The 15203-nt window shown below is 36.6% G+C and carries 15 protein-coding genes; 14 read left to right on the top strand and 1 reads right to left on the bottom strand.

The features are described from left to right. The 14 genes from Q0252_RS04340 to Q0252_RS04275 form a co-directional block, all read left to right on the top strand. The coding region (locus Q0252_RS04340) for a dihydrolipoamide acetyltransferase family protein (RefSeq protein WP_297984181.1) at window positions 1–1523 on the top strand (1523 nt) is incomplete at its 5' end. Between the two features lie 490 nt (window positions 1524–2013). After that, window positions 2014–2679, top strand: a complete 666-nt coding sequence (locus Q0252_RS04335) for an ABC transporter ATP-binding protein (RefSeq protein WP_297984179.1) — start codon at window positions 2014–2016, stop codon at window positions 2677–2679. 66 nt (window positions 2680–2745) lie between these two features. Further along, the gene (gene radC, locus Q0252_RS04330) at window positions 2746–3423 is read left to right on the top strand and encodes a DNA repair protein RadC (RefSeq protein ID WP_297984177.1); all 678 of its coding nucleotides are present in this window, start codon (window positions 2746–2748) and stop codon (window positions 3421–3423) included. Continuing rightward, window positions 3420–4313, top strand: coding sequence for a hypothetical protein (locus Q0252_RS04325; RefSeq protein WP_297984175.1), 894 nt, complete (start codon window positions 3420–3422; stop codon window positions 4311–4313). Before radC ends, Q0252_RS04325 begins: the two co-directional genes overlap by 4 nt. Further along, the gene (locus Q0252_RS04320; protein ID WP_297984173.1) at window positions 4310–5248 is read left to right on the top strand and encodes a phytanoyl-CoA dioxygenase family protein; all 939 of its coding nucleotides are present in this window, start codon (window positions 4310–4312) and stop codon (window positions 5246–5248) included. The genes Q0252_RS04325 and Q0252_RS04320 overlap by 4 nt, the downstream gene beginning before the upstream one ends. 38 nt (window positions 5249–5286) lie before the next feature. Continuing rightward, a complete protein-coding gene (locus tag Q0252_RS04315) occupies window positions 5287–5796 on the top strand; it encodes a hypothetical protein (RefSeq protein WP_297984171.1) in 510 nt (169 codons plus the stop codon). 9 nt (window positions 5797–5805) lie between these two features. After that, entirely contained in the window at window positions 5806–6417 is a 612-nt protein-coding gene (locus tag Q0252_RS04310; protein WP_297984169.1) for an inorganic pyrophosphatase, read from the top strand. Window positions 6418–6767: 350 nt separating this feature from the next. Beyond that, a complete protein-coding gene (locus Q0252_RS04305) occupies window positions 6768–9524 on the top strand; it encodes a sodium-translocating pyrophosphatase (protein ID WP_297984167.1) in 2757 nt (918 codons plus the stop codon). Between the two features lie 164 nt (window positions 9525–9688). After that, window positions 9689–10780: a DNA polymerase III subunit gamma/tau gene (gene dnaX / locus Q0252_RS04300; RefSeq protein WP_297984165.1), complete on the top strand. Its 1092-nt coding sequence runs from the start codon at window positions 9689–9691 to the stop codon at window positions 10778–10780. Between the two features lie 281 nt (window positions 10781–11061). Beyond that, window positions 11062–11400, top strand: a complete 339-nt coding sequence (locus Q0252_RS04295; protein ID WP_297984163.1) for a hypothetical protein — start codon at window positions 11062–11064, stop codon at window positions 11398–11400. 78 nt (window positions 11401–11478) lie between these two features. Continuing rightward, window positions 11479–12555 carry a chorismate mutase gene (locus Q0252_RS04290; RefSeq protein WP_297984160.1) on the top strand — a complete coding sequence of 359 codons (1077 nt, stop codon included), beginning with the start codon at window positions 11479–11481 and terminating at the stop codon, window positions 12553–12555. Between the two features lie 76 nt (window positions 12556–12631). Further along, window positions 12632–13336, top strand: coding sequence for a Fic family protein (locus Q0252_RS04285; RefSeq protein WP_297984158.1), 705 nt, complete (start codon window positions 12632–12634; stop codon window positions 13334–13336). Further along, complete coding sequence (gene rsgA / locus Q0252_RS04280; RefSeq protein ID WP_297984156.1) at window positions 13329–14261, top strand: ribosome small subunit-dependent GTPase A; 933 nt, start codon at window positions 13329–13331, stop codon at window positions 14259–14261. Before Q0252_RS04285 ends, rsgA begins: the two co-directional genes overlap by 8 nt. Window positions 14262–14441: 180 nt before the next feature. Then, window positions 14442–14861, top strand: coding sequence for a nucleoside-diphosphate kinase (locus Q0252_RS04275; protein ID WP_297984155.1), 420 nt, complete (start codon window positions 14442–14444; stop codon window positions 14859–14861). 48 nt (window positions 14862–14909) lie between these two features. Here the strand turns inward: Q0252_RS04275 and Q0252_RS04270 are convergent, their stop codons facing one another. Then, window positions 14910–15191, bottom strand: coding sequence for a hypothetical protein (locus Q0252_RS04270; RefSeq protein WP_297984153.1), 282 nt, complete (start codon window positions 15189–15191; stop codon window positions 14910–14912). Between the last annotated feature and the right edge of the window lie 12 nt (window positions 15192–15203).

Genomic DNA, 15203 nt, shown 5'->3' with positions numbered 1-15203 from the left:
TTCCGATCTATAAAGCCGTTCAGGATTTTGAATCTGAAGTGAACGGAACGCTTTTATACATCGGAACTGAAGAAGGAGGTTCTTCTCCTGTAGATACGGTTTTGGCAATTATCGGTAATGAAGGTGAAGATATTTCTGCCCTTACCGAAGCAAAAGTAGATGCCGGAGTTTCAGAAAAAGTGGAAGAAGCAAAAATCGACGAAGAACATAAAACCGAAAATGAATCTACAAGTGTGGAGCAAGTAACTGCAGAAATTCCTAAAGGAGTGGAAGTGATTACAATGCCGCGTCTTTCTGATACGATGACGGAAGGTAAAGTGGCGAAATGGCACAAAAAAGTTGGCGATGCTGTAAAAGAAGGAGATATTCTTGCAGAAATTGAAACAGATAAAGCCGTTCAGGATTTTGAATCCGAAGTGAACGGAACACTTTTATACATCGGCACGGAAGAAGGAGGAGCAAGTCCTGTTGATACCGTTTTGGCTATTGTTGGTCCGGAGGGAACTGATGTTTCGGGTGTTGTTGCAGGAGGTGGCAAAGTGCAATCAGCAATCAGCAATCAGCAATCAGCACCTGTGGTTTCTGAAGCGCCTAAAGGCGAAAGCGGAGAGCCGAAAGCCAATAATTCAACAGGTGACAGGGTGGCAATTTCTCCTTTGGCTAAAAAAATGGCTGAAGACAAAGGGATTGATGTAAAAACTTTACAGGGTTCGGGAGAAAACGGAAGAATCGTTAAAAAAGATATTGAAAATTATCAACCCGGAAGTGCAGTCATGGCGAGCGAGGCGAAGCAATCTGTGCCAGCTCCGGCTGCAGCACAAGTTGCGATGAACTTTGTACAAGGTGAAGATTCGGAAACGCCAAACTCTCAGGTAAGAAATATTATTGCAAAGCGCCTTGCTGAAAGCAAATTCACGGCTCCGCATTATTATTTGATGGTGGAAATCAACATGGATAAAGCGATTGAGGCCAGAAAAGAAATTAATTCCCTACCTGATACCAAAATTTCTTTCAACGATATGGTGATTAAAGCTACCGCAATGGCATTAAGAAAGCATCCACAGGTGAATTCTACGTGGCATGCTGATAAAATTGTTCACCACGGTAATATCAATGTTGGTGTTGCAGTAGCCATTCCGGACGGTTTGGTGGTTCCTGTTCTGAAAAATGCAGACCAAATGAACTACAACCAAATTTCTGCTTCCGTAAAAGATATGGCAGGAAGAGCAAAATCAAAAGGATTAAAAGCAAACGAAATGGAAGGTTCTACTTTCTCTGTTTCCAACCTTGGAATGTTTGGAATTGAAACGTTTACGTCCATTATCAATCAGCCGAACTCCGCTATTCTTTCAGTAGGTTCAATCATTGAAAAACCGGTGGTGAAAAACGGACAGATTGTTGTTGGAAACACTATGAAACTGTCTCTTGCATGCGACCACAGAGTTATCGACGGCGCAACCGGAGCACAGTTCCTACAAACTTTAAGAACTTATCTTGAGCAGCCTTTGACTTTATTGCTGTAGAAGAGATTTTGTAATGAGCGTTGTTAGCGCTTCAAGCGCTAACAACGCGGAAAATATAAGACCTCCTTTCATTTGAAGGGAGGTTTTTCGTTTGTGTATGAGAATACAATGTCAGCCGTAGTACTTCTTTGAAATAATTTCTTTTAATTTTGATTTGTTAATACCTCAGAAAATTTTGTATAATGATTGATAAACTAAGTGGAATTCGAATTCTCAGCATAATCTAAAAGCGAAATTTTATGACGCAGATAAATCTTCCATTTAACTCAGGAAATTACGGAAAAAGATTGTTGAAAAGTATAGCTAGAAGCGTGGTACAGATCTTTAGCGTGAGTTCGGGACCATCTTAATATTGGAGAAGAAAAAGCGCAAACAGAATCTCTGTAAAAATCCAGTACATAAAATTTTGAATCATCACGGTTTGTTCAAATGTATAAACTTTTTGTTGGATTAAAGCGTTGTTTCGGTACAAATCACTATTTTTGAAGCTATGATTAGAGCGAAAAATATTCATAAATCTTACGGAGATTTAGAAGTTCTGAAAGGAGTGGATTTGCATATTAAAGAGGGAGAAGTTGTTTCTATCGTCGGAGAATCCGGTGCGGGAAAATCGACATTGCTGCAGATTTTGGGAACTTTGGATTCCCCAACAAATCCTAATCAGTACAATACCGAAATTGCTTTGGCAGGCGAATCTTTTATTAATATGAAAGACCGCGAACTCTCGAGATTCCGCAATAAAAATATTGGGTTTGTATTTCAGTATCACCAACTTTTGCCGGAATTTTCTGCTTTGGAAAACGTGCTTTTGCCCACAAGAATTTCCGGAAAAAACGAGAAAGATTCTTTGGAAAAAGCCTATTCTCTTTTCGAAGATTTGAATATTGCACACCGTCTTCACCACAAACCAAGCGAAATGTCGGGTGGAGAAGCGCAGAGAACTGCGGTAGCGAGAGCGCTAATTAATTCTCCAAAAATTATTTTCGCCGATGAACCTACCGGAAATTTAGATTCCAAAAATGCGGACGATTTGCACAAAATGTTTTTCGATTTGCGCGACAAATACAATCAAACTTTCGTCATTGTAACACACAATCCCAATCTTGCCGACGTTACAGACCGAAAATTGGTAATGAGGGACGGACTGATCATTTAATTAAGAATTAAAAATTTACCTAATTCCTATTACCTATTACCTAATTGCTAACTAATCCCTTAAAAAATGTCCATAAAATTCCTAGCTGAAGACGACAGACCGAGAGAAAAATTTTTGCTCAAAGGTAAGAATGCGGTTTCTGATGCAGAATTACTGGCAATAATTATGGGAAGCGGAAGCAGAAATGAAAGTGTGGTGGAATTGGCGAGAAGGATTTTGGATTCTGTTGGAAATAATTTTCATGAGCTTTCTAAACTTTCTCTGCAGGATTTAATGAAGTTCAAAGGAGTAGGAGAAGCCAAAGCAATTTCTATCGCAACAGCTTTGGAAATTGGCAGAAGACGCGCTTCACAGGAAGTTCCCGAAAGAGTGAAAATTAACGACAGCAAAGATTTTTATTCAGTTTTACACCCCTATTTATCAGATTTGCAGACGGAGGAATTTTGGGTTGTTTTTCTCAACCAAAACAATAAAGTTTTAGGAAAATCGAGACTTTTTTCTGGAGGAATTAACCAATCGGTTGTTGATATCCGGATTTTGTTTAAGACTGCATTGGAATGTTTCGCCACCGCAATCGGCATTGCCCACAATCACCCTTCCGGAAATCTGAAGCCCAGCCAAGAGGATTTGCGAATCACCAAACAAATCAGCGATGCAGGAAAATTACTCAATATTCAACTTTTGGATCATTTAATTATTTCACAAAATTCTTATTTCAGTTTTGCTGACGAAAATTTGTTATGATTCGAAAACTAAAATTTCATCAAGTGGACTGGAAGAAATATTCCGAATGTATAGAAAATTCTGTACAGAAGAATATATTTGCTTCTTATGAATTCATGAAAGCCGTTAATGGCGAAAATTGGGACATATTAATTTGGGGAGATTATGATGTTGTTATGCCTGTTCCTTTTGTAAGGAAGTTTGGAGTGAAATTCGTCATACGACCGTGGTCTACTCAACAACTGGGCATATTTTCAAAAACTGATATTCCTACTGTAAATCAAAAATTTTTAAATTTTTTACATAAAAATTTCAATATTAGATATTATGCTTTTAATGAGAAAAATCAATTTTTAAACGTTGAAAATAATTTGGTGAATTTCACTTTATGTCCGGAACCGTATGAAAAAATCAGGTCACGATATTCAGTTCACAGGCGACGCAATGTAAGGATTTTGAATGGTTTTAAAGATCAATTTTCTTTTGGTGAGTCCGCGGATTTTAATAAGTTTAAGTATTTTTTTTTGAGAAACCAAAAAGGAGTGCCGCGTACTAAGCTCAAATTTTTTTGGACTAAACTTGAAAACCTTTTTACAAATGGCCTGCTCAAAATCTATTATATTACTCTTTCGGATGAATATTGTAGTGTTGCTTTCATTCTTAAAAAAGATAATCAGGAGTATATGGCAGTATTTTTAAATGACAAAAAATTTTCATCCTACAATTTTTCTTCTATTATGATAGACCAAATATTACAACGTAATATTGAATATAGTAATTTCAGCATGATGGGAAGCAATATCCCTGCTGTAGCAGATTTTTATAGAAGGTTTGGGGCAGAGGAAGTGAGGTATTATACTATAATTGCTTCGTTTACTAATGTAATAAAAAATAGATTTAAAAACCGATGAGTATTATCCAGTTTATTAGAAGTTTGAAGTTTCCTTATCTTGTTTATAATTTCTTCAACCGAAAAAAATTAAAACATAATATTCCGTTATACAGAAAATTAGGGCTTAATAAGAAATATTACTCTAGTATTTCCAGCAAAGATTTTGCAAAAATCGAAACTCCTGCCCGCAAATTTGATTTAAATAAAATTAAAAATACGTTTTTTTATAAAAACTTGTCTTCCGAAAACCGTGCAAGTATTGAAGACTATGACGAAAAAGGATATTTGGTTATCAGAAATTATTTAAAGGAAGAAACTGTTGATCAAATTAATCATGAAATTAGTCGTTTGCTAGAAGAAAAGAAAATTAAATTTCGTTACAGAAACAAGTTGATGTTTGCCATTCATCATTCAGCGTTGCTTAGGAATATTGCCGAAGATAAAATATTCACAGAGTTTTTATCCTTGCTTATGGATGGGAAAACAAAATTGTTTCAAAGTATTAATTTTATAATGGGTAGTCAGCAAAAAACGCATTCAGACAGTATCCATATGACTACTTATCCACTAGGTGGACTTTTGGGTGTATGGATTGCATTGGAAGATGTAGACGAGTCTAACGGGGCTCTGCATTATATTCCGGGAAGCCACAAGTTGCCATACTTTCTTAATAGTGATTATGATAATGAAGGGACCCCTTTTAAAATAGGAGGTAAAAGCTATATCGCATACGAGGAATTCTTGGATAAGAAACTAAAGGAATTGGGGCTGAAAAAAGAAATATTTCGAGCTAAAAAAGGAGATATGTTAATATGGCACGCGAATATACTTCATGGAGGAGAGCCGCATGCTGACCCTAATAAGACAAGAAAAAGCATGGTTTTTCATTATTTTGACGAAGAGAGTATCTGTTATCATGAAGTAACACAGCGACCAGCTTTATTTGAGATATAATTCATTTTAAATTAGTAATTTTGCACCTTAAAAAAATAATGATCGAATCGCCTTATTTTCCGTATGCTTTTGCTTTGTTGGTAGCATTGCCATTTTTGGTTTTCATCAGGCAGTTTGTTTTCAGTTATATTAAACTAAAGAATCAGGAAATAAAATTATTAACAATTAAAGGCAATTCCGAACAGCGGGTTCATGCATACGAGCGGCTCACCCTTTTTTTAGAGAGGTTAAAACCCTCGAATTTAGTCACAAAATTTGATAAAAATCTTGCTCCTCACGAATTTGTTTTTCTTATCGAAAAAACGATTAATGAAGAATTTGATTATAATGCATCGCAACAGCTTTATATTACAGCTAAAACTTGGAAAAATGTAGTCAATTGCAAAAATAATATGTTGCATTTGCTTCATAAAACCTATGAAAATTTAAGCGAGAATTCATCTTTGGATGATTATAAAACAATTTTTTTGATGAGTTATATAAATGAAGAGGATTTCATCGCAATTTGTTTAGAAGAATTAAGAAAAGAAAATTTAATAGTAAATTAATATAAATAAATGATACCAAATTTTAAGGCACATCCATGGCACGGAATTTCAGCAGGACAGGATGCACCGAACGTTGTAAACGTATTTGTGGAAATTGTTCCTTCAGATACCATTAAATACGAAGTTGATAAGCAAAGCGGTTACCTAAAGGTGGACCGTCCACAGCAGTTTTCTAATATTATTCCGGCTTTGTATGGATTTATTCCAAGAACATACTGTCATGATAACGTAAAAAAATTAGCTGTTGAAAGTGGTGCAACGGACGTTACAACTGGCGACCTGGATCCGCTTGATATTTGTGTTTTGAGTTCCCACAATATTCATGCAGGTGGAATGTTAATGGAAGCTATTCCAATCGGCGGTTTCAAAATGATTGACAAAGGTGAAGCTGATGATAAAATTGTCGCAGTAATGGTGGGAGATCACGCTTTTGGACATTTCAGAGATATTGCTGAACTTCCTGAAGCTGAAGTGAGAAGATTGATGCACTATTTCCTTACATACAAAAATTTACCGGACGAACCTGCAAAATGCAGAATCGAGGAAGTTTACGGCGCAGAACACGCAAAACTAGTAATAAAAGCTTCGCAAAAGGATTATGCGGACAAATTCGGCGGATAATCTTTTTTGAATTGAATATTGAAACACTCAGATTTTCTGAGTGTTTTTTTATTCCCCTCTCTCAGAGGGGTGTCAGTTCGCTTGCGAAATGACGGGGCGTTAAAATTTTGACACAAACATTACATATATTCTCAATTATTTCCTGATTTTCAAAACTGCGGTTTCCCCTCTCTCAGAGGGGTATCTGAATCAAAGATTCAGACGGGGTATTTAAAATATTTTCAAGATTTCTATTTTCAAAACCACTGAACCCCGATTTCAAAAAACACTGACTTTACGGATTTTTTAAAGAGTTTGTATTTCTATTTTCAATAATTTATTATATTTAGAAATTATTAACAAAACTCATTATGGATTTATTTTATTTAATTCCGGTCTTTGGAATTATCGCTCTGGCTTATACTTTTGTCAAGAGCTCATGGGTAAGCAAACAGGATGCAGGTAACGAAAGAATGCGCGAAATCAGTGGTCACATCGCAGATGGAGCAATGGCTTTTTTACATGCAGAATACAAAATTTTAGCTTACTTCGTAGTCATTGTCGCTATTCTTTTAGCAGTGATGGGATTCAGTAACGCCAACTCACATTGGAGCATCGGAATCGCATTTGTTGTAGGAGCAGTATTTAGTGCTTTGGCTGGTTACATCGGGATGAAGATTGCAACCAAAGCCAATGTAAGAACTGCAGAAGCTGCAAAAAGTTCTTTGGCAAAAGCACTGAAGGTTTCTTTTACCGGAGGTTCCGTAATGGGAATGGGTGTTGCAGGATTGGCAGTGTTAGGATTAGGAGCTTTGTTTTTAATTATTAAACAGATTTTTGCACCGGATTCTGCTGTTAACAGCCACGAAATGGAAAGAGCCATTGAAATCTTAACCGGTTTCTCTTTAGGTGCTGAATCTATTGCGCTTTTCGCAAGAGTTGGAGGTGGTATTTATACAAAAGCTGCGGACGTTGGAGCAGATTTGGTTGGAAAAGTGGAAGCAGGAATTCCTGAAGATGACCCCAGAAATCCGGCTACAATTGCAGATAATGTAGGTGATAACGTAGGTGATGTTGCAGGAATGGGAGCTGACTTATTCGGTTCTTATGTAGCAACAGTTTTGGCAACAATGGTTTTGGGTAGAGAAACTTTGTCAGAAGACGCTTTTGGAGGTTTTGCTCCAATTCTTTTACCTATGTTAATTGCAGGAGCTGGAATTATTTTCTCCATCATCGGAACATTCTTCGTGAAAATTTCTGAAGATGCAGAATTGGATACTCATAAAGTACAGAATGCATTAAATCTTGGAAACTGGGGAAGTATTGTCTTAACAGCGATTGTTTCTTACTTCTTGGTTAATTATCTGCTTCCTGAACAAATGGAACTTCGTGGACATGTCTTTACAAGAACGGGTGTTTTCGGAGCAATTATCGTTGGTTTGGTAGTGGGGACTTTGATGAGTATTATTACCGAATATTATACAGCAATGGGTAAAGGTCCTGTAAAAAGTATTGTGAAACAATCTTCGACAGGTCACGCAACCAATATTATCGGTGGACTTTCTGTTGGTATGGAATCTACGTTGCTTCCGATTTTAGTTTTGGCAGCCGGAATTTATGGTTCATACCTTTGTGCCGGACTTTATGGTGTGGCAATTGCTGCTGCCGGAATGATGGCTACAACAGCAATGCAGTTAGCAATTGATGCTTTCGGACCAATTGCTGATAACGCAGGTGGAATTGCAGAAATGAGTGAACTTCCGAAAGAAGTTCGTGAAAAAACAGATATTTTGGATGCAGTTGGAAATACTACAGCTGCAACAGGAAAAGGTTTTGCAATCGCTTCTGCAGCATTAACGGCTTTAGCATTATTTGCAGCTTTCGTTGGAATTGCAGGTATCGACGGTATTGATATTTACAGAGCTGATGTTTTGGCAGGATTATTTGTTGGAGGAATGATTCCATTCATTTTCTCGTCTTTGGCAATTACAGCTGTAGGAAAAGCGGCTATGGCAATGGTAGAAGAAGTAAGAAGACAGTTCCGCGAAATTCCGGGAATTTTGGAAGGAAAAGCACAACCCGAATACGAAAAATGTGTAGCTATTTCTACTGATGCTTCCATCAGAAAAATGTTGCTTCCCGGCGCAATCGCAATTGTTGCCCCGCTTTTGGTTGGATTTATTTTTGGACCCGAAGTTTTAGGAGGTTTCTTAGCTGGAGCTACAGTTTCCGGAGTATTGATGGGAATGTTCCAGAATAATGCAGGTGGAGCTTGGGATAATGCTAAAAAATCTTTTGAAAAAGGTGTTGATATTAATGGACAAACGTATTACAAAGGTTCAGAACCGCATAAAGCATCTGTAACCGGAGATACAGTTGGAGACCCTTTCAAAGATACTTCAGGGCCATCAATGAATATTTTGATTAAACTGATGTCTATTGTTTCTTTGGTTATTGCACCAACTTTGGCAACGCTTCATAAAGATAAAATTGATGAAAACAGAAGATTAAAAATGGAAAGTCTTACAGCTAAAATGGGTGCAGTATCCTTAACAACAGCCGGAGCTGCTGCGGCAACTGACCATGCAACTGTTGGAACTTCTGCTGTAACTCCTGTTGAACCAAAAGGCGCTTTAAATGCCGATGGAGATTATGTTTACGATATGGGCGAAATTGAGGAAGTAAGGTTGGATAACAAAGTAATTGCGATTGGTAAAAACTCACAGTTATATCCAATGTTGCAGGGAATTAAAATACAGGATAAATCTGTTTTGGGAGATTCAGCTTGGTTTACTATTGAGAATCTTTTTTTCGAAAGTGGCAGCAGCGATTTGAAGCCAGGTTCTGAAACAAGTTTGAAAACTTTAGCAGATATTTTGAATGCTTATCCAAATACGAAAGTGAAGTTAGGCGGTTACACTGACAACACAGGAAACGAGCAAAACAATTTGGCTCTTTCCAATCTTAGAGCAAAAACTGCGAAGTTGAAACTAATGGAAATGGGCATTTATTCAGACAGAATTGAAACGGAAGGTTACGGCTCCCAATTCCCGGTTTGCGACGCAAACGATACTGACGAATGTAAAGCGCAAAACAGAAGAATTGATGTAAGAGTGTTGAGCTTCTAATAAATACATCCACTTTGTCAAAGTTCAAAATCTTCGACAAAGTTTAAAACAAAAGAAAAACTCCCGAAATTGTCGGGAGTTTTTTCATTTTGAAATAGAAATTTTTGTTGAGAACTTTTTATTTTTCATTTTTGAAATCATATTAATTTCCCTATTTTTGACCAATGGAAAATTTCATCGTATCTGCAAGAAAATACCGCCCACAAGAGTTTGATACTGTTGTAGGACAGGCTCACGTAACCGATACTTTGGAACATGCCATTACCAACAATCAATTGGCGCAGGCTTTATTGTTCTGCGGTCCCCGTGGTGTTGGTAAAACTACCTGTGCAAGAATTTTAGCCCGAAAAATCAATGAAATTGATGGTTCTACCAGTGAAGACGGTTTTGCCTATAATATTTTCGAGCTTGATGCTGCTTCAAACAACTCCGTTGATGATATTCGAGATTTAACGGACCAGGTTCGTTTTGCACCGCAAGTCGGAAAGTATAAGATTTATATAATCGACGAGGTTCACATGCTCAGTTCTGCGGCTTTCAACGCGTTTCTGAAAACTTTGGAAGAACCTCCTGCACACGCAATTTTCATCCTTGCAACAACGGAAAAGCATAAAATTATTCCTACCATTCTTTCGAGATGTCAGATTTATGATTTTAAAAGAATTACCATTGAAGACATTCAGGAGCATTTGAAAAAAATTGCCGAGAAGGAAGGAGTGAAATATGAAGATGACGCACTTTATTTAATTGCCCAAAAAGCAGACGGTGCACTTCGTGATGCACTTTCAATCTTCGATAGACTCATAACTTTTTCCCAGGGAAATATTACTTTGGCAAAAGCTGCTGAAGTATTAAATATTCTGGATTACGACCAATATTTTGCAGTAGTTGATTCCGCTTTCGAAAACAATATTCCGGGAACACTTTCTGCTTTCAATGAAATTGTAAAAAAAGGTTTCGACCCACATATTTTTATTGCCGGATTGGGAAGTCATTTCCGCGATTTGATGATGGCGCAGAATCCTTCAACGCTAAGTTTAATTGAAGCCGGAGAAAAAACTAAAGCAAAATATGCTGAACAAAGCAAAAAATGGACACCACAGCAACTCATTGACGCTGTTGAAATCTGTAATTTTGCCGACATCAATTATAAAAATTCAAAAAATCCACGCTTAACGGTGGAGATTGCTTTGATGCAGCTTTCGAGTCTTTCTGCGAATGGCATCGATGTTAAAAAAAAAAGTTCAGAATCTTAGCACCGTTTCTTAAAGAAGTTTCTCAACAATTAATTCCGCAAAAAACTGAAGTTTCAGTACCAAAAGTTGAAAATAGACCTGTTTTTCAGACTGAAATCAAATCAGAGCCAAAACCTGAAGTTCAGGAAGTAAAAATTGCTACAGCAACAACACCGGTTTCGAAAGAGAAAAATCATTCAAAATTCAGCATTACTGCTGCTTTAACGAAGAAAGTAGAGGTTCAGGAAGAAAAAATTGAAAAGAAAGAAGAACTTCCAAGCAATCATTTCACTGAAACCGATTTGCAGAACGAGTGGAAAAAATTCCTTGATAAAATCCGTCAGACCGATATGGTTGTTTTCAGTGCGATTAATGGTTTCAGGCTTTCAAAATGGGACGAAAATACGGTGATGGTGAACTTTCCGTCTGAGTCTGCAAAGGTGGAATTCGAAAAAGTAAGAGCCGATTTTTTTAATCATTTTATGCACAAAGTCAATCATTTCAACATTAAGGTGGATTATACCATGGATGTCGCTCTGAAAAAAGAAATCATGACGAAGCGAAAACTTTTTGAGAAAATGGTCGAGATAAATCCTTTGTTGAAAGACCTTGACGATTTGATGAAGTTTGATTTTTCATAAATAATCCCTTTATTTGTATTGTATTATCAGATTAATTAATTGCGGAGTGCCGAAAGGAATTTGCAGAAAGAAACGAAGATGGAATTAAAAGACCTAAAAAACGAATGGATTAATGAGTTTTCAAAGCCATTAATTATTGCTGGACCATGCAGTGCAGAAAGTGAATCTCAAATGCTGGAAACGGCGAAAAGAATAAAAGAATCGGGTGCAAAAATTCCTGTTTTCCGTGCTGGAATCTGGAAACCAAGAACCAAACCGAATGGTTTTGAAGGAGTAGGAGTTATCGGCTTGAACTGGCTGAAAAAAGTAAAGGAAGAATACGGTTTCAAAACAGCAACGGAGGTTGCAAACGCGCATCACGTTTTTGCTGCGTTGGAAGCCGATGTTGATATTTTGTGGATTGGAGCACGTTCTACGGTAAATCCTTTTACAGTTCAGGAAATTGCAGTAGCACTTCGCGGAACCAATAAACCGGTGCTTGTAAAAAATCCTGTAAATCCGGATTTGGCGCTTTGGATTGGTGCTTTGGAAAGACTTTTAGGACAGGGCGTTGAAAATCTGGGAGCTATTCACAGAGGATTTTCAACTTACCAAAAAACCAAATACAGAAACATCCCGAACTGGCAAATTGCTTTGGATTTTAAAAATCAGTTTCCGAATATTCCGATGATTGTTGACCCGTCTCACATTTGTGGAAACAGAACCGAACTTGCAGATATCACGCAGGAAGCCATGAATGTTGGTTACCAAGGTGCAATGATTGAAACGCACTTCAGTCCAGATGAAGCCTGGAGTGATGCAGCACAACAAATTACACCGGAAACGTTGGCAACTATGATTAACGGAATTCAGGTAAGAAATTCCGGAATTACTGGCTACGAAAACGAAATGGGACAACACAGAACTTTGATTTCTGATTTGGATTTTCAACTGATTGAACTCTTGTCACAAAGGATGAAGGTTTCTGAAAAAATAGGAACCTTGAAAAAGGAAAACAACATCGCCATTTTCCAGCCGGAACGTTGGAAAATTATTACAGAATATGCCAATCAAAAAGCTTCTGAAACAGGAATGTCGCAGGAGTTTATCGAAAAAGTTTTCAAAGCGATTCATGAGGAATCTATTGAAGTTCAGAATAATGTGATGCTAAAATAAATTTTTTGTGCAAATTCTTTCGGCTCATCTTTTAGAATCTTACAGGGAAAAAATTGATTTTTCTTTGCTTGATTCCATGAACACAAATGCCGACGAAGAAATCAGTTTTGATTATTTCGATTTCTACAGTTCAGAATCTTCTGTTTATTCCTCAAAAATTGAAGGCGAAACTATTGAAGCTGACAGCTATTTTAAATACAAGTTGCTTCATGTGGATTTTCAAGGGGATTTAACAAAAAAAATTGATGATTTGTTTAACGCTTATTCTTTTATCAAATCAAATGCACTAACGTTTGAAAATGTTATAAATGCACATGAATTACTAAGCGGAAATCTTTTGCCAAAATCCCAACAAGGAAAAATTAGAACCAATTTGATATATGTTTTCAATGAAAAATCTCAAATTGAATATTTTGCAGCAACTCCGGAAACAGCAGAAGCCGAATTAGAAAAACTTTTTTCGAATATAGATTTTCTTTTGAATAAAAACCTTTCGGCAGAAGAAGTGTTTTTTTACGCCTCACAAATTCATTTGGTTTTTGTGAAAATTCATCCATTTAACGATGGTAATGGAAGAACTGCAAGACTTCTGGAAAAATGGTTTTTAATTAGTAAATTTGGGGAAAACGCTTTCTCTGTGCCACTCGAAAGAAATTACTATCAAAATCTTCAACAATATTATTCCAACATTAAGAAACTTGGTTTAGAATATGATGAATTGGATTATTCCAAAGCTTTGGATTTTTTATTAATGACACCATTTTCTCTAAAGAATGACTAAGAAAGGTCTCATCATCAAATCCACAGGAAGTTGGTATCAAGTTTTGGAATCTGATACTTCTAAAATTTATGAGGCCCGAATTCGCGGTAAATTTAAACTGATAAAAACGAGGCTTACAAATCCTCTCGCAGTTGGAGATTATGTAGAATTCCAACTCGAGAGCGATGATGTAGCCTGGATTACAAAGATTGAACCGAGAAAAAATTATCTCATTCGTAAATCGGTAAATCTTTCGAAAGAAGCGCATATTATTGCTTCAAATATTGATATTGCAGCTTTTATTTATACGCTGAAATCTCCGGAAACTTCTTTGGGTTTCCTTGACAGATTTTTAGCCTGTTGCGAGGCTTACGACATTAAACCTTTTATATTATTCAACAAAATGGATTTGCTTTCTGAAGAGGAAGCTGAAATTGTAGAGAATATTAAGGCTTTGTACGAGAATATTTGTTATTCAACACTTGAAATTTCATCCTATTCCAAACTGAATCTTGAAAAGTTAACAGAACTTATTAAAGATAAAACCACCGTGTTTTTCGGACATTCCGGAAGTGGGAAATCTACCTTGGTCAATGCTTTGCAGCCGGGCTTAGATTTAAAAACTTCTGAAATTTCAGAATTTCACAACAAAGGAAAGCATACTACAACCTTCGCTCAAATGCATTTTTGGCATTTTGGTGGCAACGTAATCGATACACCCGGAGTTCGGGAATTTGCGATGATAGATGTGAAAAAAGAGGAAATTCAGCATTACTTTCCGGAAATTTTTCAGACAGGCAGAAACTGCAAGTTTCACAATTGTATGCACATCAACGAACCTAAATGTGCAGTTATTGAAGCTATTGAAAATGGCGAGATTGAAGAAACGCGCTACATCACTTACCTAAAACTCATGGAAGAAGCGGAAGAGATTTCTGGTAAATAAAAAACCCAGCCGAAGCTGGGTAAAAACTAATAACCATGAAAACTCAAATTAAACATGAGAATCGTTAAAATACGTTGCAACTATCGTGCCAAAAATTTCAACTGAAAATCTCTGTTAGAATTTTCTACTGCAAAGTTAAAACATTTTTGTATTTTCGCGCCACAAAATAACAACATTATAATGTCAGGTAAATTAACATTCACAATGATTAAGCCGGATGCTGTTGCAGACGGACATATTGGTGCGATTTTAGGAAAAATTGCAGAAGCAGGATTTAAAATTAAAGCAATGAAGTTAACGCAACTTACGGTTGCTGATGCTCAAAAATTTTATGCAGTTCACTCAGAGAGACCTTTCTATGGGGAATTGGTAGATTTCATGAGTTCAGGACCAATCGTTGCTGCAGTTTTGGAGAAAGACAATGCGGTAGAAGATTTCAGAACTTTAATTGGTTCAACAAATCCAGCAGATGCTGCAGAAGGCACCATCAGAAAAATGTTTGCCAGAAGCGTTGGAGAAAATGCTGTACACGGTTCAGATTCTGATGAAAATGCTTTAATTGAAGCTAATTTCCATTTTTCAGGAAGAGAGATTTTCTAAGAATTTTGATATAAGTAAAAAAGTCCGAAAATAATTTTCGGACTTTTTTTATTTTCTCAAGGCTTCATCGATATCAGGAGAAGCATCAGTTCTACTTATAAAATGGGTTGTTCCGTGTTTTTTCTTTGTTCTGTTTGCCCACAGAATTCCTACGGTAATTCCTAAAAGCAAACAAATCGCAAAAAGATAATTTCCTAGAGTTTCATTCTCAAAAGAAAATTTAAAAGCCACACCAATGATTGCAAAAAGCAGGGTTGGCGAAAGAACAATCTTAAACCAATTGATCCATTCAATTCCGTTTTCAAAATTTGAAAATTTTTCTTGTTCCATTTTTTATTTAAA

The organism is uncultured Chryseobacterium sp. (assembly GCF_936933875.1).
Lineage (GTDB): Bacteria > Bacteroidota > Bacteroidia > Flavobacteriales > Weeksellaceae > CAKZIK01.
Note: the sequence above shows the minus strand (reverse complement) of the source record. Positions and strands in the feature narration are given on the sequence as shown.

What these genes read in the sequence shown, in the direction of transcription:
- Q0252_RS04335 (WP_297984179.1), top strand. Translation starts at nt 2,014, where the DNA reads ATGATTAGAGCGAAAAATATTCATAAATCTTACGGAGATTTAGAAGTT.
- radC (WP_297984177.1), top strand. Translation starts at nt 2,746, where the DNA reads ATGTCCATAAAATTCCTAGCTGAAGACGACAGACCGAGAGAAAAATTT.
- Q0252_RS04325 (WP_297984175.1), top strand. Translation starts at nt 3,420, where the DNA reads ATGATTCGAAAACTAAAATTTCATCAAGTGGACTGGAAGAAATATTCC.
- Q0252_RS04320 (WP_297984173.1), top strand. Translation starts at nt 4,310, where the DNA reads ATGAGTATTATCCAGTTTATTAGAAGTTTGAAGTTTCCTTATCTTGTT.
- Q0252_RS04315 (WP_297984171.1), top strand. Translation starts at nt 5,287, where the DNA reads ATGATCGAATCGCCTTATTTTCCGTATGCTTTTGCTTTGTTGGTAGCA.
- Q0252_RS04310 (WP_297984169.1), top strand. Translation starts at nt 5,806, where the DNA reads ATGATACCAAATTTTAAGGCACATCCATGGCACGGAATTTCAGCAGGA.
- Q0252_RS04305 (WP_297984167.1), top strand. Translation starts at nt 6,768, where the DNA reads ATGGATTTATTTTATTTAATTCCGGTCTTTGGAATTATCGCTCTGGCT.
- dnaX (WP_297984165.1), top strand. Translation starts at nt 9,689, where the DNA reads ATGGAAAATTTCATCGTATCTGCAAGAAAATACCGCCCACAAGAGTTT.
- Q0252_RS04290 (WP_297984160.1), top strand. Translation starts at nt 11,479, where the DNA reads ATGGAATTAAAAGACCTAAAAAACGAATGGATTAATGAGTTTTCAAAG.
- Q0252_RS04285 (WP_297984158.1), top strand. Translation starts at nt 12,632, where the DNA reads ATGAACACAAATGCCGACGAAGAAATCAGTTTTGATTATTTCGATTTC.
- rsgA (WP_297984156.1), top strand. Translation starts at nt 13,329, where the DNA reads ATGACTAAGAAAGGTCTCATCATCAAATCCACAGGAAGTTGGTATCAA.
- Q0252_RS04275 (WP_297984155.1), top strand. Translation starts at nt 14,442, where the DNA reads ATGTCAGGTAAATTAACATTCACAATGATTAAGCCGGATGCTGTTGCA.
- Q0252_RS04270 (WP_297984153.1), bottom strand. Translation starts at nt 15,191, where the DNA reads ATGGAACAAGAAAAATTTTCAAATTTTGAAAACGGAATTGAATGGATC.